Annotated in this window: 19 protein-coding genes; 12 read left to right on the top strand and 7 right to left on the bottom strand. The window is 70.4% G+C overall.

Annotated elements, in window-relative coordinates; all coding sequences use genetic code 11:
• Nucleotides 1-10 precede the first annotated feature (10 nt).
• The 4 genes from OHA68_RS22415 (at nucleotide 11) to OHA68_RS22400 (ending at nucleotide 3405) form a co-directional block, all read left to right on the top strand.
• Nucleotides 11-1390 (top strand): ABC transporter permease subunit, encoded by a 1380-nt coding sequence (locus OHA68_RS22415; RefSeq protein WP_327109386.1) that lies wholly within the window; start codon nucleotides 11-13, stop codon nucleotides 1388-1390.
• Nucleotides 1387-2286 carry a carbohydrate ABC transporter permease gene (locus OHA68_RS22410; RefSeq protein ID WP_327109385.1) on the top strand — a complete coding sequence of 300 codons (900 nt, stop codon included), beginning with the start codon at nucleotides 1387-1389 and terminating at the stop codon, nucleotides 2284-2286. Before OHA68_RS22415 ends, OHA68_RS22410 begins: the two co-directional genes overlap by 4 nt.
• Nucleotides 2287-2393: 107 nt before the next feature.
• The gene (locus OHA68_RS22405) at nucleotides 2394-3071 is read left to right on the top strand and encodes a uracil-DNA glycosylase (protein ID WP_327109384.1); all 678 of its coding nucleotides are present in this window, start codon (nucleotides 2394-2396) and stop codon (nucleotides 3069-3071) included.
• A 10-nt stretch (nucleotides 3072-3081) separates the two neighbouring features.
• Nucleotides 3082-3405, top strand: coding sequence for a hypothetical protein (locus tag OHA68_RS22400; RefSeq protein ID WP_189138472.1), 324 nt, complete (start codon nucleotides 3082-3084; stop codon nucleotides 3403-3405).
• 31 nt (nucleotides 3406-3436) lie between these two features.
• Here the strand turns inward: OHA68_RS22400 and OHA68_RS22395 are convergent, their stop codons facing one another.
• A complete protein-coding gene (locus OHA68_RS22395; protein ID WP_327109383.1) occupies nucleotides 3437-3814 on the bottom strand; it encodes a hypothetical protein in 378 nt (125 codons plus the stop codon).
• Nucleotides 3815-3825: 11 nt separating this feature from the next.
• Between OHA68_RS22395 and OHA68_RS22390 the strand changes: the two genes are divergently transcribed.
• The 5 genes from OHA68_RS22390 to OHA68_RS45365 all read left to right on the top strand — a co-directional run bounded on the left by OHA68_RS22390 (nucleotide 3826) and on the right by OHA68_RS45365 (nucleotide 10004).
• Nucleotides 3826-4116: an MTH1187 family thiamine-binding protein gene (locus OHA68_RS22390; protein ID WP_327109382.1), complete on the top strand. Its 291-nt coding sequence runs from the start codon at nucleotides 3826-3828 to the stop codon at nucleotides 4114-4116.
• A gap of 157 nt (nucleotides 4117-4273) precedes the next feature.
• Complete coding sequence (locus OHA68_RS22385) at nucleotides 4274-5845, top strand: FAD-dependent monooxygenase (RefSeq protein ID WP_327109381.1); 1572 nt, start codon at nucleotides 4274-4276, stop codon at nucleotides 5843-5845.
• Between the two features lie 63 nt (nucleotides 5846-5908).
• Nucleotides 5909-6898, top strand: coding sequence for a winged helix-turn-helix transcriptional regulator (locus OHA68_RS22380; protein WP_327109380.1), 990 nt, complete (start codon nucleotides 5909-5911; stop codon nucleotides 6896-6898).
• Nucleotides 6899-7146: 248 nt separating this feature from the next.
• A complete protein-coding gene (locus tag OHA68_RS22375; protein ID WP_327109379.1) occupies nucleotides 7147-9228 on the top strand; it encodes a hypothetical protein in 2082 nt (693 codons plus the stop codon).
• Nucleotides 9229-9302: 74 nt separating this feature from the next.
• Nucleotides 9303-10004 (top strand): DUF1720 domain-containing protein, encoded by a 702-nt coding sequence (locus OHA68_RS45365; RefSeq protein ID WP_407674482.1) that lies wholly within the window; start codon nucleotides 9303-9305, stop codon nucleotides 10002-10004.
• 628 nt (nucleotides 10005-10632) lie between these two features.
• On the opposite strand, the gene OHA68_RS22365 is transcribed toward OHA68_RS45365, so the two are convergent.
• The 5 genes from OHA68_RS22365 to glgX all read right to left on the bottom strand — a co-directional run bounded on the left by OHA68_RS22365 (nucleotide 10633) and on the right by glgX (nucleotide 20466).
• Nucleotides 10633-11454, bottom strand: a complete 822-nt coding sequence (locus OHA68_RS22365; protein WP_327109377.1) for an SDR family oxidoreductase — start codon at nucleotides 11452-11454, stop codon at nucleotides 10633-10635.
• 85 nt (nucleotides 11455-11539) lie between these two features.
• The gene (locus tag OHA68_RS22360) at nucleotides 11540-14413 is read right to left on the bottom strand and encodes an ATP-binding protein (RefSeq protein ID WP_327109376.1); all 2874 of its coding nucleotides are present in this window, start codon (nucleotides 14411-14413) and stop codon (nucleotides 11540-11542) included.
• A gap of 129 nt (nucleotides 14414-14542) precedes the next feature.
• The gene (gene treZ / locus OHA68_RS22355) at nucleotides 14543-16255 is read right to left on the bottom strand and encodes a malto-oligosyltrehalose trehalohydrolase (RefSeq protein ID WP_327109375.1); all 1713 of its coding nucleotides are present in this window, start codon (nucleotides 16253-16255) and stop codon (nucleotides 14543-14545) included.
• Nucleotides 16245-18380, bottom strand: coding sequence for a malto-oligosyltrehalose synthase (gene treY / locus OHA68_RS22350; RefSeq protein ID WP_327109374.1), 2136 nt, complete (start codon nucleotides 18378-18380; stop codon nucleotides 16245-16247). Before treY ends, treZ begins: the two co-directional genes overlap by 11 nt.
• The gene (gene glgX, locus OHA68_RS22345) at nucleotides 18373-20466 is read right to left on the bottom strand and encodes a glycogen debranching protein GlgX (protein ID WP_327109373.1); all 2094 of its coding nucleotides are present in this window, start codon (nucleotides 20464-20466) and stop codon (nucleotides 18373-18375) included. The genes treY and glgX overlap by 8 nt, the downstream gene beginning before the upstream one ends.
• A 210-nt stretch (nucleotides 20467-20676) precedes the next feature.
• Between glgX and mscL the strand changes: the two genes are divergently transcribed.
• The gene (gene mscL / locus OHA68_RS22340; RefSeq protein WP_327109372.1) at nucleotides 20677-21102 is read left to right on the top strand and encodes a large conductance mechanosensitive channel protein MscL; all 426 of its coding nucleotides are present in this window, start codon (nucleotides 20677-20679) and stop codon (nucleotides 21100-21102) included.
• A gap of 133 nt (nucleotides 21103-21235) precedes the next feature.
• Nucleotides 21236-21811: a hypothetical protein gene (locus OHA68_RS22335; RefSeq protein WP_327109371.1), complete on the top strand. Its 576-nt coding sequence runs from the start codon at nucleotides 21236-21238 to the stop codon at nucleotides 21809-21811.
• Nucleotides 21812-21841: 30 nt separating this feature from the next.
• Here the strand turns inward: OHA68_RS22335 and OHA68_RS22330 are convergent, their stop codons facing one another.
• Entirely contained in the window at nucleotides 21842-22402 is a 561-nt protein-coding gene (locus OHA68_RS22330; RefSeq protein ID WP_327109370.1) for a phosphatase PAP2 family protein, read from the bottom strand.
• A gap of 142 nt (nucleotides 22403-22544) precedes the next feature.
• Between OHA68_RS22330 and OHA68_RS22325 the strand changes: the two genes are divergently transcribed.
• Nucleotides 22545-23339, top strand: coding sequence for a universal stress protein (locus OHA68_RS22325; RefSeq protein WP_327109369.1), 795 nt, complete (start codon nucleotides 22545-22547; stop codon nucleotides 23337-23339).
• Nucleotides 23340-23345 lie beyond the last annotated feature (6 nt).

Here is a 23345-nt window from a genome sequence, read left to right as displayed (position 1 = left end):
GGGTAAGGCCGTGACCGAAAGGTTGGACGGCCCGCAGGCCCCGCCCGAGGAAACCTCGGGCGGGCCCGCCTCGGGACCCGCTGATACCCCCCGCAAGCAACGACGCCTCGGCCCATCCCCGATGATGGCCGTCGCCTTCCTGCTTCCCGCCGCCCTGCTGCTGGGAATCTGGGTGGTCTATCCGATCGTCTACTCCATCTTCCGCAGCCTGTTCGACGCACCCGGTGACGGGTTCGTCGGGCTCGGCAACTATGTGACGATCTTCACCGACGACGGCATGCTCAAGACCATCCGGAACAACCTCATCTGGGTGGTCGCCGCACCGATCATGGTCACCGCACTGGGTCTGATCTTCGCGGTCATGACCGAGCGCATCAAGTGGGCGACCGCGTTCAAGCTGATCGTCTTCATGCCGATGGCCGTCTCCCTGATGGCCGCCGGCGTGATCTTCCGCCTCGTGTACGACGAGGACCCGGACAAGGGCGTGGCCAACGCCATCCTGACCACCGTGCACGACACGTTCTCCTCCTCCCAGGGCTACCCGGGCGCCCGGCCGCGTGAGGGCGACCAGTCCGCGGTCGCCGCGGGCGACGACGGCGCGGTCGTCACCAAGCAGCCGGCGCAGGCCGGCCAGCCGGTGCTCATCCCGATCGTCGGCGTCAAGCCGGAGTTCATGCCGGCCGCGGCCCAGCCCGCCGCCGCCGTCACGGGCGGCGACCAGCTCTCCGGCACCGTCTGGTTCGACTTCACCCCCGGTGGCGGCGGCGTGAGCGGCGCCGTGGACAACACCGAGAAGGGGCTGCCCGGCATGACCGTGGAAGCGGTCAGCAACGGCCAGGTGGCGGGCACCGCCACCACGGCCGGCGACGGCTCCTTCCGCTTCGAGGGCCTGCCCGCAGGCTCCTATGTCGTACGACTACCGCAGGCCAACTTCGAGGGCTCCTACAACGGCCTGACCTGGCTGGGCCCGACGCTCATCACACCGGCGATCATCGGTGCGTTCATCTGGGTCTGGGCCGGCTTCGCCATGGTGCTGATCGCGGCGGGGCTGGCGGCCATCCCGCGTGATTCGCTGGAGGCCGCCCGCATCGACGGCGCCACGGAATGGCAGGTGTTCAGACGCATCACCGTGCCGTTGCTCTCGCCGGTGCTGCTCGTCGTCTTCGTCACGATGATCATCAATACGCTGAAGGTGTTCGACCTGGTGTTCATCATCGCGCCGGCGTCGGTCCAGCCGGAGGCGAACGTGGTCGCGCTGGAGATGTGGCGCGTGGCGTTCGGCGGCGGGAACAACCAGGGGCTCGGCAGCGCGCTGGCCATCTTCCTGCTCATTCTGGTCCTGCCCTTCATGATCATGAACATTCGCAGGTTCAGGAGGGAAGACACATGACGACCGCGACGGCCCCGGCTCCCGCGCCGACGCACGCGGGAGCGCCACAGAGAAGCCTGGTCGGCCGGATCGTCGACCGTCTGGGCGGCGGCGCCCTCCAGGTCGTGATGGTGCTGCTCGGCCTGTTCTGGCTGGTGCCCACACTCGGCCTCCTGGTGGTCTCGCTGCGCACACCGGAGGTCAACGCCGCCGAGGGCTGGTGGACGATCTTCACCAAGCCGGCCGAGATCACCTTCGAGAGCTACAGCAGCCTGCTGGCCAGCGGCTTCACCGCGTCCTTCTGGAACACGGTGGCGATCACGGTGCCGACCACCGTCCTGGTGATCGGGATCGCCGCGATGGCGGCCTACGCGTTCGCCTGGATGGACTTCAAGGGCCGCGACACGCTCTTCCTGATCGTGGTCGGGCTGCTCATCGTGCCGATCCAGATCGCGCTCATCCCGGTGGCCGTGATCTACGGAGGCGTCGGGATCTTCGGCACGATCCCGGGCGTGGTGCTGTTCCACGTCGCCTTCGGGCTGCCGTTCGCGATCTTCCTGCTCCGTAACTTCTTCGTCGGCATCCCGTCCTCGCTGCTGGAGGCGGCGCGGATGGACGGCGCGCCGGAGTGGAAGATCTTCGCGCAGATCGTGTTCCCGCTGGGCAAGCCCGCCATCGCCTCGCTGGGGATCTTCCAGTTCCTCTGGGTCTGGAACGACATGCTCATCGCCCTGGTCTTCGCCAACACCGAGAGCCAGCCGATGACCAAGGCCCTGCAGTCTCAGATGCGGCAGTTCGGCACCAACATCGACATCCTGTCGTCCGGTGCCTTCATGTCGCTGATCATCCCGCTGATTCTGTTCTTCGCCTTCCAGCGCTACTTCGTCCAGGGCATGATGGCCGGCTCTGTCAAGTAGCCCCCTGTGGGCGCCCGCTTCCCCCGGGGGCGCGGGCGCCCACCTTTATGATCATTCTCCCCTGTTCGGTACGCATGCCGTACCAGAGCTGACTAAGCTCACCGGCCATGACCGGTCGTCCCCTGAACGAAGTCGTCGAAGCCGGATGGGCCGAGGCTCTCGCGCCCGTGTCCGAGCGGATCTCCCAGATGGGCGAGTTCCTGCGCAAGGAAATCGCCGAAGGCAGGCAGTACCTCCCTGCGGGCGCCCATGTGCTGCGCGCCTTCAACCAGCCCTTCGACCAGGTGAAGGTGCTGATCGTGGGCCAGGATCCCTACCCCACGCCGGGCCACCCGATCGGCCTGTCGTTCTCCGTCGCCGCCGATGTGCGGCCGCTGCCGGGCAGCCTGCTCAACATCTACAAGGAGATGGAGAGCGACCTCGGCCTCCCCCGGCCGGCCAACGGCGACCTCACGCCCTGGGCCGAGCAGGGCGTGCTGCTGCTCAACAGGGTGCTGACCGTGATGCCGGGCAAGCCCGCCTCACACCGCGGCAAGGGCTGGGAAGAGGTCACCGAGCAGGCCATCCGCGCCCTCGTGGCCCGCGACAAGCCGATGGTGGCGATCCTGTGGGGGCGCGACGCGCGCAACCTCGCGCCGATGCTCGGCCAGGTGCCGCGCATCGAGTCGGCCCATCCGTCGCCGCTGTCGGCCCGCAACGGCTTCTTCGGCTCCCAGCCGTTCAGTCGCGCCAATCACCTTCTCGTCCAGCAAGGCGCGGCTCCTGTGGAGTGGAAGCTGCCCTAGGCTCGTCGCCATGAGTGATGCACAGAAGTTCCTACGCCTCACGGTCGAGCTGACCGTCGAAGTGCTCGACGTTGACGCCCTCCAGGCCGCGGCACTGGCCGAGATCCGGCACCCCGATGCCGAGCTCACCGACGAGGAGCGCGCCGAGCAGGCGGAGCTGGTCTCCGCCGACGAGACCGGCGCCTCCGCGCTGCAGTGGCTGATCGAGCCCGAGCATGTGCTGCAGCTCGTCGAGCACATCGACGAGATCGAGCCGCGCGAGGCCGTGCTCGGGGTCGAGCCCTCCGATGGTCCTAGCGAAGAAGAGGAAGAGGAAGAGCACATCCACGATTGACCGGTCCGCGCGCGTTGTGGCGCCGGCCCGGTCACCCGCCGAGGCTGAGCGGGCCGGGGATGTCGGCGTCGTCACCCGACTCCCCGGGACCGGACCCTCTTGCCGTGGAGCCTCTCGCCACGGGCCCCCTGGCCGTGGCGCATCTCGCCCCGGAGGCCGGCCGTACCGGAGCTGACCTAGGCACCCGCACCGGAGCTGACCTAGGCCACCCGTACCGGAGCTGAGCGAGGTCGGCCGTACACCTGAGCTGAGCGAGGCCGGTCGGCGGGTGCTCGCTAGGATCGAAGATCTTCAGGGCCAGGTGAGTGCCGCCGGCCTCGCGCAGCCGACCGCCGATGAGCAGGAGCGGCTCGGGCAGCGGCTCCTGGCCTTGCTGGTCGGCGCGGACGGTCCGTGCCGGGAGCCTCAAGGGGGCGCATCGTGATCGTGGCATTCTCCATCACCCCGCTCGGCGTCGGCGAAGGCGTCGCCGAGCCCGTCGCCCGGGCCGTCAAGGTCGTACGTGAGAGCGGCCTGCCCAACCACACCGACGCCATGTTCACCACGATCGAGGGTGACTGGGATGAGGTGATGGGGGTGATCAAGAACGCCGTGGACGCCGTGGCCGAGGTGGCGCCCCGCGTGGGGCTGGTGCTCAAGGCCGACATGCGCTCCGGGGTCATGGACGGCATGACGAGCAAGGTCGAGTCACTGGAGCGCCACCTGAGCTGAGCGACGCCTCCACACTCCCATCTCCCGTAACGCGATATGTCGTGAATCAAGACGCGATATGTCTTGACCGTCTGCTGAGACGCGACATATCGTTTCTTCGTCAACGCGATATTACGCGTATCGGAGGTAGGAGATGCAGAAACACCAGCGAGTGCCCGTGCTCGTAGTAGGCGGCGGTTACGCGGGGTTGAGCGCGGCGATGATGCTGGCCTGGCGCAAGGTGCCCGTCATGCTGGTCGAACGGCATGCCGGCACGGCGATCCAGCCCAAGGCGTTCGGCGTGGGGCCGCGGGCCGTCGAGCTGATGCGGCCGGTCCCCGGCCTCGAGCGGACGCTGAGCGAGATCTGGGCGGGCATCGGCGACACCATGCGCATCGCCATCGCCACCGACCTGAGCGACCCGAACCCTCAGATGATCATCAGCGATGAGAAGGAGGCGTTCGCCTTCCTCGCCGACGCGACACCCGCCGCGCAGGTCGGCGCGCCGCAGGCCGAGGTGGAGCGCGTGCTGCGCGCCAAGGCGGAGGAGCTCGGCGCCGACCTCCGCTTCTCCACCGAGCTGATCTCCCTTGAGCAGGACGGCGACGGCGTGACCGCGGTGATCCGCGCCGGCGGCGAGGACACCCTTGTGCAGGCCGACTACGTGGTGGCCGCCGACGGCTTTCGAAGCCCGCTGCGCCAGGCCCTCGGCATCCCGGTCGAGGGGAAGGGTGAGCTGGGGGAGATCTGCTCGATCATGTTCGACGCCGACCTGTCCGGGCTGGTGCGCGAGCGCGAGGTCACGCTCTGGTACCTGCAGAACGACGCCTTCACCGGAGTGATCGTGACCGGCACCGGGGTGGGCTCGCACGTCCTGGGCGTCAACTACTCGCCCACGGCGGGCCAGAACGAGGACGACTTCACCCCGGAGCGCTGCGCCGAGCTGGTCCGGCTGGCCGTCGGCGTCCCGGACCTGGACGTACGGATCCTCGACAAGACCAGTTTCGCCATGGCGCACATTCTCGCCGAGCGATACCGCGAAGGCCGGGTGTTCCTGGCCGGCGACGCCGCCCACACCATGCCGCCGACAGGCGGGCAGGGCGGCAGCACCGCGCTCCAGGACGGCTGCGACCTGGCCTGGCGCCTCTGGCTGGTGGTCACCGGTCAGGCCGGCCCGGACTTTCTTGACACCTACGACGCCGAACGCCGCCCGATCGGCGTCCTCACGGCCGACGCCCAACTGGCGAACCTGGGACAGCGCATGCCCCCGTCCGTTCGCATCGGCTACCCGGAACCCCTCGAAGACCCCCTGCGGGCGATGCTCGGCTGCCGCTATCACTCCACCGCGATCATCGACGAACCCGGCGACGACGGGTCCCTGCTGGAGGACTCCCTGAACCCGGTGGGCCGCCCGGGCAGCCGAGCCCCGCACGTGCCGCTCGACCAGGAGGGGCGGCGGATCTCCGCCATCGACCTGTACGGCTCGGAGTTCGTCCTGCTGGCCGATCGGCAGTCGTGGGCGGAGGCGGGCCGTCTGGTGGCGGAGCGGCTGGGCGTACGGCTTCGGACGGTCGTGCTCGGCGCCGAGTTGGTGGACGTCGAGGGGCGCTGGCGGGAGCGCTACGGCGTCGGCGAGGGCGGCGCTGTGCTGGTCCGTCCCGACGGCTACATCGCCTGGCGCTCCCCCGCACCGGACGCCGCCCCGGCGGACACTCTGGAGACGGTGTTGCGGCAGATCCTCAGCCGCTGACCCCGGCGATCCTGGCTGGTTAAGTCAGTTCCTAAAAGAGACTTACCCCGATATATTCGCCAGATGAGCCGGCAGTTGCGTGCGCAAGACGCCCAATGCTCGATCGCCCAGGCGGCCGCCGTCATCGGCGACTGGTGGAGCCTGCTCATCGTGCGCGAGGTGGCCCGCGGGCACCGGCGCTTCGAAGACCTGCTCGGGGAGCTCGGCATCTCCCGCAAGGTCCTCACCGAACGGCTGAAACACCTGGTGGAGCATGGGGTGCTGACCCGCGACCCCTATCAGACCAGGCCGGTACGCCATGAGTACGTCCTGACGGACACCGGCTGGGCTCTGGCCCCCTTGCTCATCACCATGCAGGACTGGGCGGACCGCTGGCTACTCGGCGACGGTGCCCTCACCGCCCTGCCGGAAAGCCACAACACCGAGACCGCCCGCGTCCACGGCCTCCTCGGCACCCGCATCCCCGCTCCCCTCTCCCTCCCAGCCACCCACCCCTCCGGGGAGCCCGGACAGACCAGCACAGAACCGCGCCCGGACGGCACGGCGCCGATCAGTTCAGAGGTGGACGGCGTAGCGGGGGCGGGGTGGAGCGGAGTGCGTGATGTGGTCGCGGACGCGGGAGCCACGGTGTTGTTCGGCTATCCGGCGACGGGCATGCCCGGGGCCCTGCCGCCGCAGTGGGGCGACATCCCCGGCACGATGGGGTGCACCCTGGAGAACCGCCTTTTCCGTGACAGGCTGCCCGAGTTCGCCGTCGAAGGGATCGCCGTCAACGGGGTGAGTACCCAACGGCCCGACGAGCAGGCCGCCTTCGCCGAGGCCGAGGGCATCACGTTCCCGCTGCTCTCCGACATGGACCTGAGGCTGGCGGCGGCACTCAGGCTGCCCACCTTCCGCGCAGGTCAAGCGATACGCCTCAAACGCCTCATCCTGGTGGTGGACCGGCTGCGCGTCGTACGCCATGTCATCTTTCCCGTGCTCGACATCCCCACGGCCATCACGCAGTCCCTGACGGCAGCCCGCGCCGTCACCCAAGGCCGCCACACGCACTGAAGGACGCAGGCAGCGATCAGCAGCTCCTGTCCTGGCCTCGCGTGCCGTCGGCACAGCTCCAGGCTCCGCAGGACACCGGCGCAGCTTTTCGCCTTGGCTGGTAATGGTGCACGAACGACCGTTCGCGGACGTTCCGCACCGGGCCTAATAAGCCGGGTCGCAGGCGGTGACTTCGCTGACCTGGTTTGTCGGCGGAGTCCTCTAAGCTCCGTAGCCTGTGATCAACTATGAGGGCGAAGGCAGGTCCGGTGGCACGTCTCATCCGTGGTCTCGACAACACGGTGCTGGTGGAGTTCGGGGAGCTCGCCATCTTCTTCGAACGCAACGACGGTGACATCCTCCTGGAGAGTCCTGGAGACGGCGATCTAGCCCACATTCGCCTGGAAGCCTGGGACTCGCCGCCACCCGAGCCGGACACCGCCTGGGTCCCCGTCGAGAACACCACCATCGAGGGCGGCACCGGCTTCGTGGCCGTCGGCTCGGTCGCGGAGGACGCGACCGAGCGCTTCGTCATCGGCCCACCCCACTTCCTGTACGGCCTGACCGCGCACTCCCAGCCCGCCGGAGAGCTTCCGGCGACCGGGTCGGAGGAGGAGTTGGAGCAGGCGTACGAGAGCCGCGAGCCCGAACGGTGGCTGATCAGGTTCTGGCCGATCCGGGATGCCTTCGACCCCGCCAGACATGCCCGCCCCGACCACGTCGACGGCCTGTCGACCGCAGACGCGGACCCCCAGGACTTCCCCCCGAACGCGCCACCCCCGACCTCCCAGCCCCAGAGCCCCCTCCCCGACCTGAACCCGCCGACCCACCAGGCACCCACAAGAGTCCCGACCACCGACGTACAGGTCTTCCCTCCACACGCAAGAACCCCAGCCCCCGACCTCCCGCCCCTCCCACGGCCCCAGGAAGCTCCAGCACCAGGCTTACCGGACCACCCACCGGCCCAGGAGGCTCGGGCACCAGGCTTACCGGACCGTCCGCCCGCCCAGAGGGCTCCGACACCGGGCGTACCGGACCACCCGCCGGCCCAGAGAGTTTCGACACCGGGCGTACCGGACCTCCCGTCGGCCCAGGGGGTTTCGGCATCGGATGTATCCGACTTTTCGCCATATGCGAGCAGCTCGGTTGCTGGGGGGCGGGACTTCTCGTCGGACATGTGGACGCCGGCTGTCCCTGCACGCCCTGCTGTGCCGGGGGGAGACGCGGTGCCTTCGGCGGGCCTCGACGGCGTAGAGCGGCGGCCTCTGCCGGTCGAGGTGCCGATCTCTGAGGCGGCGGACTGGCCGGCGGCTCGGGTCGCGCGTGAACAGGCCGTGCTGGAGGAGCAGCTCGCGGAGCAGGGGGCGACCATGGCCGATTTCTTGGCCGCCAAAGGGCTCCCTTCGGACACGCCGTTCGACCGGATGGCGAAGACGGTGCGGCAGCGGAGCCTGGGTGAGATGGCGGAGCGCGAAGGGTGGCCGGACTGGTGGAGGGCGCTGGCAAGGAGGTATCCCGACCTCGGCCCGCAGTGGCGGTCGAACTCGCATGAAGCTGTGGACTGGCCTGTTGAGCGCCGCCATGAGTTGGCACGAGCTCTGGTCGCCCGCATCCGTACCTCCGCGATCCTGAATCGGGACGATGCCCGTACGTTCGTCACTGACATCCGCGTCAACAAGGCCGAGCCCGGCGACACCTGCCGAGGCTGGCGCTGGGAGAGCGCTGGAGCCCCGGACCACGAGACGCTGACCGTGAACCGCCGGGTGGTGTACGAGGACGTGATGAGCGGCACGACCCTGGTCACCGGCATCGTCACCGTCCTGTGGCGTGACGAGGAGGGCCATCACGTCCGCGACGCCGAGCCGGTCGAAGCCGCTCGTCTGATCTGCGCCGAGGCAGTCTGGGCCACCTCCACCCAGGGCCCCGCCGACAACTCCCGTGAATGGCACGCCCCCTCCACGACCGCCCACCTCCCGACCACGCCCCACCCCCCGAAATCCGCCCAACCGCCCGTCGAAGATGGATCCCCGGTCACGGGACAGCCCTCCCCCACAGCCCAGCACCCCGTAACGGGGCAACCCCCGGCCACAGCCCAACACCCCATCACAGGGCAGCCCTCCACCACCGGCGAGCGCCCATCCCCACACGGCCCCCCGCCGCAAGCGGGCACCCCGTCACCGCAGAACTCCCCGCCACCAGCGGCAAGCGCCCCGCCCGAAAGCAGTCCCCAGGCCACCGGCCAACGCCCCGTCACGGGTCAGTCCTTCGCCGTCGGTGGGCGCCCGGTTACGGAGCGACCCTCGCTACCGGCGAGCTTCCCGCAGAGCGATCGCCAGGCGAACGTCCAGTAGCCGGGTGGCTTCATTGGCCTGGCCCAGTTCAACGGGCGGGCCTATGCGGCGAGGGCCGGTGTTGGGTCCGATGGGTGGCAGTCGATGGAGGCCAGGGAAGCTCGACTCGTTTCCGGGAGCCAGTCGTTGAGGCCGTCTGGGAAGTCCGGTGGTGGGGCGACTTTGAGGCAGGTGGTCTGGTCGGTGCCGTCTGCGGGGGCGACCTTGAGGCGGGTGGTGGCGCCGGGGCGGCCTGGCTCGGGGGAGCCGGTTTCGCAGGGGGTGAGGCGGACGGTGAAGGGCGTTGGGTCGTGGTCGCCGGGCGGGGAGGGCTCTATCCGCAGGTGGTCGTCGATGGTGCGCTGCCTGGCGTCAGGGTGCGCGGTGACGAAGGCCAACTGGTCGGCGACCAGGCGGTGGGCGACCAGGCGCAGCAGGCCGGTGGCGCACTCGCGGTGGGTGCAGGCCGCGCCGTCAAGGGTGATCTCGGGCAGCGCGAAGCGCCGGAGTCCTCGCGAGGTGACGCTCAGGCCATCCCAGGCGTCTGGCTCAGCTGCGCGAGGGCCCCAGCCCGGCTCCGGTCCTTGAGAGTCCCGGTCCCGCCCCAACCCACGGGGGTCCTGGCCCGGCCCCAACCCACGGGGGTCCTGGCCCGGCCCCAACCCACGGGGGTCAAGGTCCGACCCCAACCCACGGGAGTCCCGGCGCGGCCCCAACCCACGGGGGTCAAGGTCCGACCCCAACCCACGGGAGTCCCGGCGCGGCTCCAGCCCTTGGGGGTTCCGGGCTGGCTCTGATGTGTCGGTGCTTTGGGGTGGCGTGTTGGCCCAAGGGGGTGAAGGGGGGTAGGGGAGGGTGTCTTGGGGGTGGATGGACCAGCTCAGCCAGTTGTCGCCCAAATCGAAGTTGACCGGCTCCCCTTCCGCCCTCTCGCAGGTGGGCACGGCTGTGCCGGTCAGGGGGTCGATCAGCAGGCCGTCGTACTCGCGGGCCAGGGCGCGGGCCGTCGCGCGGGCGAGCTGCAGGCTGCCGGGCAGCTCGTGCGGTGCGGCCGTCGTGGAGATGACGAGGTGCTGCCCGGAGCGGCGCGGTAGGCGCCGCTCGTCAGGCGTGAGGCTGGTCCGGCCGGGTCTCCATGGTGTCGGATGGTGGGTGACCAGCAGCGCCGGGCTGCCGATCGCTCTTATGGCAGCCCTTCTGTGGGGTGCGCCCACCCGCCATGGCACGGCTGTGACGTCGAACGGGATCCGCTCGGCGACGACGACGAACAGGGACGTCAACGCGTAGGGCAGCGAAAGGGCGATCTTCATGAGAGCCTCCGGCGTTCGATGAGGCACTCAGGATCGGCAATGCCCGGTCAGCGGCGTGGCGCCGAACGGCGTTCTGTGGATGGCGAGAGGTTGTCCACACCCAACCGGAGGGAGGTCAGCGTGCCCACATGGGGCCGAGGTACGCGCCGCCGGTCGCGTCGAGCACGTTGCCGGTGATCCAGCGAGCGTCGTCCGAGGCGAGGAAGGCGACCGCGTCGGCGATGTCGGCCGGCCGGCCGATCCTGCCGAGCGCGGTCAGATCCGTCAGGACGGCACGGAGCTCCGGGCTGCGCAGAGTGTCGTTGACCTCGGTGTCGGTGCTGCCGGGGCGCACCGTGTTCACCGTGATGCCGCGTCCGCCGAGCGCGTTCGCCAGCGTCCGGCTCATGACCTCCAGCGCGCCCTTGGTCATCGCGTACGCGATCTGACTGGGCAGGGCGATCCGGGTGGCGAGCGAGGAGATGTTGACGATGCGCCCGCCGTCGGGCATCAACGGCAGCGTCGCCTGGACGAGGAACAGCGGCGCCTTCACATTGATCGCGAAGACCTCGTCGAACCGCTCGGGCGTCAACTGGTCGACCGACCCGGCCGACCACACCGTCTCCAGGTTCCCGCAGGCCGCGTTGTTGACCAGGATGTCCAGCGGCCGCCCGCGCAGGCCGGCGGTCAGGCCGGTGAGCAACGTCCCCACGTCACCGTCCGTGCCGAACTCCGCCTGGACGGGGAAGGCTTCGCCACCGGCCTGTTCGATCGTGGCCACCGTCTCCTTGGCCGCGTCGGCGTGCCGGCTGTAGTGCACCGCCACCAGCGCGCCGTCCGTGGCCAGTCGCTGGGCGATGGCTCGGCCCATTCCCCGTGAGGCGCCGGTCACCAGCGCGGTCTTGCCCTTGAGGTCCGCCCTGCTCTTGAGGTCTGTCATGCCCTTGAGGTCCGTCATGTCGGTCTCCCGTCAGTGATGAGGCGATGACCACGAGGCTGGCGGGGACCGCTCACCACGCGGTCACCATCCGCACACCGGCCCTTCACCGCAAACGGGCGTCGACCGCGGCCAGAGCCTCGGCCGAGGCGGCGGTGCTCGGGAGGTCTCCGTACGCGCGCGCGATGGCGAGGGCCTGCCGATAGCACGAGCGGGCCTGGTCGGCGTCCCGTTCGGCCTCCGCGACCCGGCCGAGGCCGAAGAGGATCCGGTAGCGCGTCAACGCGGCGCCCATCGAGGCCCGGCCGCAGCCCCGCAACGCCCGGTCGTACAGGTCACGGGCGGCCGGCAGCTCGCCGCGCAGGCGCGCGAGGTCCGCGAGCCCGCGCAGGGCGCCGGCCTGGGTCTCGGGCGTGCCGGTACGGCGGGCGAAGTCAACGGCGCGCTCGTACTCCGCCTGCGCGGCGAGCAGCCGACCGGCGTCCGTCAGCCTGTCGGCGTTCCTGACGAGCAGCCTGGTCAGGTCCTCCACCGCGCCCAGCCGCCCCGCCAGGTCGATGGCCTCTGCCATCAGCGCGGTGGACTCCGTCTCGTCCGCCAGTCCGGCCAGTTGCTTCAGTACGGTGAGGATTCCCCATCGGTCCCCGATCTCCCGGAATCCCGCCAGCGCGGCGCGCAACGCCGGCTCGGCGGTGTCCCGATCGCCGCCGAACAGGCTCTTGACCCCCGATTCCATGCTGGTGAACGCTCGCGACCATGGATCGGCGGGCGTCTCCTCGTCCACGCGGGGACCGTTCATCATGAAGCGCAGGACGCGCAGGAACGGGTATCGGAGAGGCTGATCGGCGAGGCGCTCCAGCCGATCGCGCAGGAGCTGATCGTGCGCGTTGTCGGCGGCGGCGGCGTGCGCCACGCAGAGCGTGTACTCCTCTTCGAGACCCGCGGGCGGCTCGTCGCCGATCGTCACGAGCAGGCCGGCGGCCACCGCGGTCCGCTCGCCGGGCAGCCCGCGCAACTGTCCCTGCCACGACAGGGCGGCGAGCAGGCGGAGCCCGAGCGCGGGGTCGGCCGCCGCCGCCCAGTGGAGCGCCGCGTGGAAGTTGCCACGTTCGGCGTCGAGGCGGGCCAGCCACTCCAGCTGATCAGGGCCGCGCAGGCACGGCTCGGCGGCCTGGGCCAGTTCGAGGAAGTAGGCAGCGTGGGCGGCGCGCACCTGTTCCCGCTCGCCGTCGTCGGCCAGCCGCTCGGCGCAGAACGCATGGACGGTCTCCAGCATGCGGTATCTGCCCCCGCCCGCCTCCACCAGGGACTTGTCGACGAGGTCGGCGAGCAGTTCGACGGCTTCGCCCTCGGACGGCCCGCAGACCCGGGCGGCCGCGTGCAGCGACGCACCGCCGCTGAACACCGTCAGCCGCGCGGCCAGCGCCTGTTCGGGGCGGCTCAGCAGATCCCAGCTCCAGCCGACGACCGAGCGGAGCGTCCGGTGCCGGGGCGCCGCGGAACGATCGCCGCGCGACAGGAGCCGGAACCGGTCGTCCAGCCGGGCCTCGACCTCTTCGAGTGTCAGCGACCGCAGCCGCGCGGCCGCGAGCTCGATCGCCAGCGGCAGTCCGTCGAGTGCCCGGCAGATCCGCGCCACCGCGTCGGCGTTGGCGTCGCCGACCAGGAAACCGGGGCGCACAGCAGCGGCCCGGTCGGCGAACAGTCGCGCGGCCGGATGGCCGCCGCCGTCCAGGGGCAGCGGCGGGACAGGGTGCAGCGTCTCCCCGGTGATGCCCAGCCTCTCCCTGCTGGTGACCAGGATCCGCAGGTCCCGGCAGGCCGCCAGCAGCCGGCGGGTGAGCGCGGCGACCTCGGCGACGACGTGTTCGCAGTTGTCCAGCACGAGCAGCACCCGGCGTTCGGCCAGCCCGGCGATCAGCCGCTCCACGGGGTCGAGCGGACCGGACAGCGAAGGCACCAGCCCGGCCTCGCGCAGGCCCAGCGCGTTGATCAGCGCCTGGGGAACGGCCGTGCCGTCGGCCGGCGCGGCAAGGTCGACGAAGCGGACCTCATCCTGTTCCCGTCCGGCGGCCTCGACCGCCAGCCGGGTCTTACCGACTCCGCCCGGCCCGGTGAGCGTGACCAGGCGTCGCTCGCCGAGCAGCGCGCGGACGCGTTCGAGGTCGCCGTCGCGCCCCACGAAGGTGGTGAACTGGGCCGGGACCCCGCCTCCCACCGCTTCGGCGGGCGCGGGCCCGGCGCGCAGCATCGCCAGGTGCACATCGCCGAGCTCCGGGGAGGGATCGACGCCGAGCTCCTCGGCCAGCGTCCGCCGCGCGTCTTCGAACACCAGGAGCGCCTCGGCCTTGCGGCCGCTTCCGTACAGGGCCCGCATGAGCTGTCCGCGCAGCCGCTCCCGGAGCGGATGGGCCGCCACGATCTCCGGCAGCTCCGCCGCCAGGTCGTGGTGCTCACCGCGCGCCAGCCGCGCCTCCACCAGGTCCTGGAGTACGGCCAGCCGCAGCTCCTCCAGCCGGGCGGCCTGCTCCCCGGCGAAGGGCGCGTCGATGACGTCGGCCAGCGCCGGCCCCCGCCACAGCTCCAGGGCCTCGCCCAGCAGCCGGGCGGCGCCTTCGTGGTCTCCGGCGGCGAGCGAGCGCCGTCCTTCACCGGCGAGCCGCTCGCATCGGTGGACGTCGACGTCATCGGGATCGGCGAGCAGCAGATACCCGGCGGGACCGAACTGGAGCCGATCCCCGGTCTCGCCTGCGGCCCCGAGCCGGCGACGCAGCCGGGACACCTGGGACTGCAGGGCGTGCGCCGCGCCACTCGGCGCCCCCGGGCCGTACAAGCCCTCGACGAGCGGTCGCACGGCCACCGTCCGGCCCGCGTTCAGCAGCAGGATCGCCAGCAGCGCACGCGAGCGCGGTCCGCCGACGGCGACCGTCTCGCCGTCGGCCGACCACACCTCCACGGCCCCCAGGACCCCGAATCGCACGGCAGGCGGTCAGGAGCCGGGCAGGTCCGTGGCGCGGGGAAGGGCGCATCCCCATGTCCGGGCCCTGTGCCGCACGGTCACCACTCCCCCGTCGATCGGTCTGTCGCGCAGCAACCCTATGGCCGACGCTCAGGTTCCGGGGCGGTGGATCACCAGGGACTGGCCCGGCAGGCGGGCCCCCTCCGGCGTCTCGGACATGTTCTCGTCGGAGGCGAGCAGCACCACCCCCAGCGGGATCGGCAAGGTCAGGGACTCCGGGGAGAAGTTCACCGACACCGCCAGCGACCCCCGCCGCATGACCAGCCATCGGTCGTCCGGGTCGTGGTCCACCCGGACCCGGTCCAGACGCGGGTCCGACAGTTCGGGCAGCGCCCTGCGCAGGGCCGTCAGGTCGCGGTACCAGCACAGCAGCGACCAGTGCTCCTCGTCCTTCAGCTCGGACCAGTCGAGCTTGGAGCGCAGGAACGTCTCCTCCTCCGACGGGTCGGGCGCCTCCCAGGCGTAGCCGAAGCCTTCGAACTCGCGCTGCCGGCGCCCGCCCTCGCTGTCGCGCAGCTCCGGATCGACGTGGTCGGAGAAGAACAGGAACGGCGCCCTGGCCCCCCACTCCTCCCCCATGAACAGCATGGGCGTGAACGGCGAGGTGAGCAGCAGCCCGGCGCCGAGCTTGAGCTCCGGGATCGGCAGCCGGTCGCCCATGGGCCGGTTGCCGATCTGGTCGTGGTTCTGCAGGCAGGCGACCAGCCGGTGGCCGGGCACGCCGGCGAAGGACCGGCCGTGGGCGCGGCCGCGGAAGCTCGAATGGCCGCCGTCGTGCATGACACCCGAGGTCAGCACCTTGACCAGGGCGGACAGCCCGGCGAAGTCGGCGTAGTAGCCGTGGTGCTCGCCGCTGACGGCGGTGTGCAGCGCGTGGTGCACGTCGTCGTTCCACTGCGCGGTCATGCCGTACCCGTCGGCGTCACGCGAGCGCACCATGCGGGGGTCGTTCAGGTCGGACTCGGCGATCAGCGTGAGCGGCCGGCCGACCGAGCAGGACAGGACGTCCACCTCGTCGGACAGCTCGGCCAGCAGGTGGGTGGCGCGGCGGTCGTGCAGCGCGTGCACCGCGTCCAGGCGCAGCCCGTCGACGTGGTAGTCGCGCAGCCACTGCAGGGCGTTGTCGATGAAGTAGCGGCGCACCACGTCGGATCCGGGCCCGTCGAGGTTGACCGCCTCGCCCCAGTAGCTGCCCGCGAATCCGGAGAAGTACGGACCGAACGGGTGCAGGAAGTTGCCCGACGGCCCCAGGTGGTTGTAGACGACGTCGAGGATGACGCCGAGACCGGCCTGGTGGCAGGCGTCGACGAGGGTCTTGAGCCCGTCGGGGCCACCGTAGGTGTGGTTGACCGCGTACAGGTCGACGCCGTCGTAGCCCCAGTTGCGGCTGCCCGGCACCGGCGCGACCGGCATGATCTCCACGAAGTCGACGCCCAGCTCGGTCAGGTGCTGGAGTTTCTCGGCGGCGGCCTCGAACGTCCCCTCCGTGGTGAACGTGCCGATGTGCAGCTCGTAGATGACGCTGCCGCGCAGGTCGCGGCCCTTCCAGCCGTGATCGGTCCAGGTGAAGTGGGCGTGGTCGTAGACGGCACTGGGGCCGAAGATGCCCTCGGGCTGCCAGCGTGAGCGGGGGTCGGGGTAGGGGCCGTCGCCGTCGAGCACGAAGCCGTACCTGGTGCCGTGCCCGGCTTCGGGCACCTCGGCGGACCACCACCCGTCCTGGCCGGGGGACATCGGGCGCCGTCCGCCGGGGACGTCGAGCTCGACTGCCGTGACCGTGGGTGCCCACACCTCAAAGATCATGTCTCTCCAGGAGTGCGACGGGATGCTTGCCGAGCAGGTGAGCCAGGGGGGTCAGCCCGGTGTGCTGACCGCCGCCGAGCAGGTCGCGCCAGTGACCCGGGGGCAGCGCCAGCGTGGTGGCGCCCCATCCGCTCTCGGCCAGGCGGACGGGCAGGCGGGTGGCGACCGCGACGGCCTGCGGCCCGCCGCTCTCGCCCCGGACGAAGGCGATCACGTGCTCCGCCGCCTCGCCTCGCGCCTGCAGCGGCGTGTACGGCGCGGCGTGGCCAAGGCGCCGGCGCAGCCGCAACGCCTGGCCGGTGACCAGCAGCTTGACCCGGTCCCAGTCCGAGGCGGGGGTGCGCGGGAAGGTGACGGGACGCCGGTTGTCCGGGTCGACCAGGGAGAAGTCGGTCGTCTCGTTGCCCTGGTAGACGTCCGGCACCCCCGGCATCATGAGCTGGACGAGTTTGGCACTCAGCGAGTTGGATTTGGCGAAGCCGTCGATCCGCTCGGTGAAGCGGCCCACCGGCAGCCGGACGGCGGCCGCGGCGAAGTCGCGCAGCCCTTGCTCGTAGCCGGGGTCGGGGCGGACCCAGGAGATGGCGGTCTTGGCCTCGCGCGCCGCCTTGAGCAGGTAGTCGGCGAACCGCTCGGCCGAGATCGGCCAGGCGGCCATGAGGTTCTGCCAGGCGAGGTAGTCGAGGTGCGGATCGAAGCTGAGCTCCGCCGACCACTGCGACACCGCCTCGGCCCACTCCTGCGGCATCTCCGACAGCACGGCCAGCCGGGCCCGTACGTCCTCCGACCGTTTGGTGTCGTGGGTGGACAGGGTGGTCATCGACTCCGGTCGCATCTCCGTACAGAACTGGTGGAACTCCTCCACCGAAACGCCGAACCGGTCCGGCTCGCCGCCCACCTCGTTCAGGCAGGACAGCGGGAACCACCGGTACAGCGCGGTGTCCTCCACCCCCTTGGCCATGACCGGCCCGCAGGCCTGCTGGAATCGGGTGATCACCTCGGCCGATCCGTACAGGACCTGCTGGACGAGGGGCCGGACGGCGGGAGAGCAGGTGGCGGCGGCGGCTTCGACGATCTTGACGGACTCGGGCGGCGGCGGCTCGCCGGGCACCACGTAGGCCCGGTAGACCGGCATCGCGGCCAGCAGTTCGGCGACCACCTCGGGCGGGCAGGCGGCGGCGCGGGCCAGCCGCCTGACCTCGGCGCCGAAGAACAGGTCGATGACCTCGCGTTTGGCCCGCATGACCACGGGCAGGTAGTCGTCCGGCTCACCGGTCAGCCGGCTGAACAGCTCGATCAGCGGCGTCTTGCCCTCGGGGTCGACGAACAGCCCGTTGACGCGGTTGAGCACCTCGTAGCCGGTGGTGCCGTCGCACGCCCAGTCGTCCGGCAGCCGCTCCTCGCCGATGAGGATCTTCTCCACGACCGTCCACACCCCGCCGGACCTGGCGCGCAGCCGGTCGAGGTAGCCGCGTGGGTCAGCGAGGCCGTCGGGGTGGTCGATCCGCAGCCCGTCGGCCAGCCCTTCGTCAAGCAGCCAGAAGATCACCTCGTGCGTGGCGAGGAACACCGCCGGGTCCTCGACGCGCACCCCGATCAGGGTGGACACGTCGAAGAAGCGCCGGTAGCCGGGCCCCTCGCGCCAGTCGACGAGCCGGTAGTGGCCGGGGTGCGGGAAGGTGTGCTCGTGGTAGCGCAGCAGGTCGCCGTCGACCACCGGCTCGGTGTCGTCGCCCAGCACGGGCAGCGCCACTTTCCCGCCGTCCCAGTCGATGTCGAACCAGCTCGCGTACGGCGAGTCCCGGCCGTCCCGCAGCACCGACCAGAGCTGGGCGTTGCCGGTGTTCATGTGGTTGGGGACGAGGTCGAGGATGACGCCCAGGTCGAGCGTGGCCAGTCGCTCGGCCATCTCGCGGAAGCCCTTGGCGCCGCCGAACTCCTCCCGGATCCTGGAGTGGTCGGTGACGTCGTAGCCGTGCCGGGACTCGGCGGTCGCCTGGAGGATCGGTGACAGGTAGAGGTGGCTGACGCCCAGCTCGCGCAGGTAGCCGGCGGCCTCCGCCACCTGGGCGAAGCCGAAGTCCGGGGTCAGTTGGAGGCGGTAGGTCGAGATCGGCCTAGACACGGCGCAGCACCCGCATGCTGCGTCCGGGCACGTCCACGCCCTCACCGGCCCGGCACATCCGCACGTCCAGCCCGATCGGCATGGCGGTGTCGATCTCGGTCTGCCACATCTCGCCGTAGTCCTTCGGGATCGTGAACTTGATGGTGTCGTGGTGGGCGTTGAACAGCAGCAGGAACGAGTCGTCCCGGATCGGCCTGCCCCGCCGGTCGGGCTCGGTGATGGCCTCGCCGTTGAGGAAGACGGCCAGCGACTTGGCGTAGCCGACGTTCCAGTCGCTGTCGGTCATCTCCTCGCCGGTCGGGGTCAGCCAGGCGATGTCGCTCAGGCCGCGCACCGGCTTGCCGTAGAAGAACCTCCTGCGCCGGAAGACCGCGTGCTTCTTGCGCAGCGCGGCCAGACCCTGGGTGAACTCCAGCAGCAGCCAGTTCTCCCGGACGTCCGACCAGTCCACCCAGGTCAGCTCGTTGTCCTGGCAGTAGCCGTTGTTGTTGCCCTGCTGGCTGCGGCCCAGCTCGTCGCCGTGGGAGAGCATCGGCACGCCCTGCGACAGGAAGAGCGTGGTGAGGAAGTTGCGTTTCTGCTGCTCGCGCAGCGACTCGGTGGCCCAGTCCGCCGGGCCTTCCGCGCCGCAGTTCCAGGACCGGTTGTCGTCGGTGCCGTCGCGGTTGTTCTCCTTGTTCGCCTCGTTGTGCTTGTGGTCGTACGAGACGAGATCCTGCAGGGTGAAGCCGTCGTGGCAGGTGACGAAGTTGATCGAGGCGGCGGGGCGGCGGCTGTCGGCCTGATAGAGGTCGCTCGACCCGGTGAAGCGGGAGGCGAACTCGGGCATCGTGGCCGGCTGGCCGCGCCACAGGTCGCGGATGGTGTCGCGGTAGCGGCCGTTCCACTCGGTCCACCGCGACGGGAAGTTTCCCACCTGATAGCCGCCCGGCCCGACGTCCCACGGCTCGGCGATGAGCTTGACCTGCGACAGCACCGGGTCCTGCTGGACCAGGTCGAAGAACGCGCTCAGCCGGTCGACCTCGTGCAGCTCGCGCGCCAGGGTCGAGGCCAGGTCGAAGCGGAAGCCGTCGACGTGCATCTCGATGACCCAGTAGCGCAGCGAGTCCATGATCATTTGGAGCACGTGCGGGGAGCGCATGAGCAGGCTGTTGCCGGTGCCCGTGGTGTCCATGTAGTAGCGCTTGTCGCCGTCGACCAGCCGGTAGTAGTCCGGGTTGTCGATGCCCCGCAGGCCCAGCGTCGGCCCCAGGTGGTTGCCCTCGGCGGTGTGGTTGTAGACCACGTCGAGGATGACCTCGATGCCCGCCTCGTGCAGCGCCCGGACCATCGCCTTGAACTCCAGCACCTGCCCGCCGCGCTGCCCCTGGCTGGAGTAGCGGTTGTGCGGGGCGAAGAAGCCGATGGAGTTGTAGCCCCAGTAGTTGGCCAGCCCGCGCTCCTCCAGGATGTGGTCGGTGACGAACTGGTGCACCGGCATCAGCTCCAGCGCCGTCACGCCGAGCTTGGTGAGGTGGTCGAGGATCTCCGGGTGGCCGAGCGCGGCGTACGTGCCGCGCAGGTGCTCCGGGATCTTGGGGTGGCTGATCGTCAGGCCGCGCACGTGCGCCTCGTAGATCACCGTGTCGTGGTACGGCGTCGCGGGCGGCCGGTCGTGCCCCCAGCCGAAGAACGGGTTGATCACGATGGAGCGCGGCACGTAGGGCGCCGAGTCCATGTCGTTGCGGGTGTCCGGCGAGCCGAAGCGGTAGCCGTAGACCGCCTCGTCCCAGTCGACCCCGCCCTCGATCGCCATCGCGTACGGGTCGAGCAGCAGTTTGGCCGGGTTGCACCGCAGCCCGCGGGCCGGCTCGTAGGGGCCGTGCACGCGGTAGCCGTAGCGCTGCCCCGGGCCGATGCCGGGCAGGTAGCCGTGCCAGATGAACCCGTCCACCTCGGTGAGCTGGACCCGTGACTCCCGGTTGTCGTCGTCGAACAGGCACAGCTCCACGGAGTGCGCCACTTCGGTGTAGAGCGAGAAGTTCGTCCCCGCGCCGTCGTAGGTCGCCCCGAGTGGGTACGGGTCCCCCGGCCACACCTCGATCATCGAAGCTCCCTCACGGTCTTTCCCATGGTGTGTCCTCTCGCTCCACCGGACAACCCCGGTTTCGTACGCCCGCCCGACGGCAATCTCTTACCTTCCCCGCGCCTCGCACCGATCACGCCGCACCCCCTCGGGACCGGCTGACCGCCGAGGTCTTTACCTGCCCCCACGATCGGCGTTTGACCATCTCTTGACCCGCTATATTCCGATGCCATGGGCGGATTCAAGAATTTCATTCTGCGTGGCAACATCGTGGAGCTGGCGGTCGCCGTGATCATCGGGGCCACGTTCAGCGGGCTCGTGCAGGCGTTGGTCACCGACCTGGTGACGCCGCTGATCGGCGCCGTCACCGGCGGGCGGCAGCCGAACTTCGCCGAATACTCCTTCACCGTCAACGGCAGCGAGTTCAAGTACGGCGACTTCCTCAACCACCTGATCACCTTTCTGATCATCGCGGCGGTGGTCTACTGGCTGATCGTGCTGCCGATGACCCGGCTGATCGGGCTGCTCGACCGGAACAAGTCCGCCACGACGAAGCAGTGCCCCGAGTGCATCAGCGACGTCCCGGTGGAGGCGCGCCGCTGCATGTACTGCACCGTCGAGCTGGTCCCCGGTTCGGAGACACCGGCCACCCCCTAGCCCGCACATGTCCGTACTTGGCGGGATCGGTAGGCGGGAGCGCCACGCGGGTGAGGGTCTGGTGGGACGAGGGTTTCGCGTTCTTCCGCCCCCTACCTACGCAGATGCGGCGCGGGTTCGACAAGATGGACCGGTGAGCGTTGAGTTGATGGTCTGGGACGAGCCCGCGCCGATCTCCAGGGACCAGGCGCGAGCCGCCTACCTGGAGGTCAAGAAGACCGAGCCCGTCACCGGGCAGTTGCCGGACCTCGCCAAGGAGCTGCCCGGACTCGTCACCGTCTACCAGGATCAGGTGCTGGTGACGATGGATCTGGACGCGATGGACGAGATGTCCGGCCAGGTGTTCACGCTCGCCCGCGCGCACGGGGTGGCCTGTTACGACCCGCAGCGCGACCTCGTGCACAACGTCGCGCCGCTCGGCGTATATGAGGGGATGCAGCTGCACACCGGCGACGGCCTGATCGTGACCGATCCCGACCTGGGCCTGGTGCGCGACGTGCTGGCCACCCTGTCGCCGCAGAACCCGTTCGTCGCCCTGGTGAACTTCGGGCGGCACTTCATCCAGGTCTCGCCCGGTTACGAGCTCGAGTACAAGGAGAAGGGGCTCATCAGGACCGAGGTGGCCGAGCTCGACGAGGTGCAACGGGCCTTCCAGGAGTACGCCACGGGCGAGCGCGGCTTCCTCGGCCGGCACGAGTGGACGGCCTGAGCGGACGACCTGAGCGGACGACCCGGCGCGCTAGGCGCGCGGAGCGAGCGCCGGCACGCGGGCGCGGACCAGCCGGACGACCGGCGTGACGGCGCCGACCAGCAGGAGGGTGAACAGCGGCGCGAGCAGCAGGCCGATCAGCGCCCCGGCGAGCACGTCGTGCGGGTAGTGCACGCCGACGAAGACCCGCGAGAATGCCATGACCGCGGCGAGCGGGAAGACCACCCAGGCCAGGGTGCGCCAGATCAGCGTGAGCGTCGCGGCGGCGCCGACGGCGATGACCGAGTGGTTGCTCGGGAACGACCAGTCGCCCACGGGCGGGCAGGCGGCGATGGTCGCGACCCCGCCCCGGCACGGCCGCTCCTCCATGATGAAGATCTTCACGATCTCGCTGCTGACGTACGCGCACACGATTCCCGCCGGGCCGGCGAGGGCGAGCGCCAGGTCTCGGGCCGGGGCGTACCGTGCCCGCCACCACGTCAGCACGAACAGCGCCGCGAAGAGGAACAGCCCGGCGTCGGTGCCGACTTCGGCGAGCGTGTGCAGCCATCCGGGCGTGGTGAGAGCGAAGTCGACGATGTCGCGGTACAACGGGTGTCCAATCTGTTAACAGCCGATGGACAAGACCTTACGAGTGGATCTTTGTGGATGCCTCGTTCTTTCGGCTGTTTACCCCTTTTGCGCCCCGAGGAATGCTGCGTATCCCCACCCCAGAGCGGGTATGGGGGCTCTCGTGATCGGAGGGCAGGTGATCGTCGGCTACACCGACGATTCAGGTGGGCGGGACGCGCTGGCTCTGGGCGCCGCCATCACCCGGGTCACCGGCGGCGAGCTCACGGTGGTGGCGATCTACCCGCCGGGCAGCCCGGGCCTGGCGGTCGAGGCGCAGGCCAGCCTGGCGAACGCGGCGGTCAGCCTGGAGAACGTGCCGGCCGAGTTCATGGCGTACGAGAGCAGGGGCGCCGGTCGCGGGCTGGCGGTGCTGGCCAGCAGGATCAGGGCGGATCTCGTGGTGGCCGGGTCGGCGGACGGCGGGGCGCACGGCCGCATCCAGCTCGGCAGCACCACCGACCATCTGCTGCATCTGTCGCCGGAGGCGGTGATGCTGGCGCCCGCCGGCTATCTGCCGCCGGACGGCCCCACCCGGCTCACCCTCGCCTATGTGCACCGCCCGCAGTGCGACGCCGCGGTCGCGCGGGTGGCGCAGGCGGCGCTCCGGCTGGGGGTGCCGCTCCGGCTGATCACGTTCGACCTGCGGACCGAGGACCGGGGACGGCTCAGGGACGATCTCGCCCTGGCCGTCCGGCAGGCGTGGGAGGACAGCGGCATCGAGGCCGAGGCGGAGGTGGCCGAGGGACACGACGTGGCCGGCGCCGTGGCCGCGGCCGAGTGGCTGCCCGGCGAGCTGCTGGTCTGCGCGGCCAGCGAGGACGCGCAGCCGCACCGGGTGTTCATCGGCGAACTGGCCATGAAACTGCTGCGCGCCTCACCGTGCCCCGTCGCCGTCCTGCCCCGCGGCTTCGCCTGACTGTGA

This window comes from Nonomuraea glycinis (assembly GCF_035920485.1).
In the GTDB taxonomy this organism is placed as follows: Bacteria; Actinomycetota; Actinomycetes; order Streptosporangiales; family Streptosporangiaceae; genus Nonomuraea; species Nonomuraea glycinis.
The sequence above is the reverse complement of the archived record's forward strand: the minus strand, read 5'-3'. Positions and strand labels throughout refer to the sequence as shown.

What these genes read in the sequence shown, in the direction of transcription:
- OHA68_RS22410 (WP_327109385.1), top strand. Translation starts at nt 1,387, where the DNA reads ATGACGACCGCGACGGCCCCGGCTCCCGCGCCGACGCACGCGGGAGCG.
- OHA68_RS22405 (WP_327109384.1), top strand. Translation starts at nt 2,394, where the DNA reads ATGACCGGTCGTCCCCTGAACGAAGTCGTCGAAGCCGGATGGGCCGAG.
- OHA68_RS22400 (WP_189138472.1), top strand. Translation starts at nt 3,082, where the DNA reads ATGAGTGATGCACAGAAGTTCCTACGCCTCACGGTCGAGCTGACCGTC.
- OHA68_RS22380 (WP_327109380.1), top strand. Translation starts at nt 5,909, where the DNA reads ATGAGCCGGCAGTTGCGTGCGCAAGACGCCCAATGCTCGATCGCCCAG.
- OHA68_RS22365 (WP_327109377.1), bottom strand. Translation starts at nt 11,454, where the DNA reads ATGACGGACCTCAAGGGCATGACAGACCTCAAGAGCAGGGCGGACCTC.
- treZ (WP_327109375.1), bottom strand. Translation starts at nt 16,255, where the DNA reads ATGATCTTTGAGGTGTGGGCACCCACGGTCACGGCAGTCGAGCTCGAC.
- glgX (WP_327109373.1), bottom strand. Translation starts at nt 20,466, where the DNA reads ATGATCGAGGTGTGGCCGGGGGACCCGTACCCACTCGGGGCGACCTAC.
- mscL (WP_327109372.1), top strand. Translation starts at nt 20,677, where the DNA reads ATGGGCGGATTCAAGAATTTCATTCTGCGTGGCAACATCGTGGAGCTG.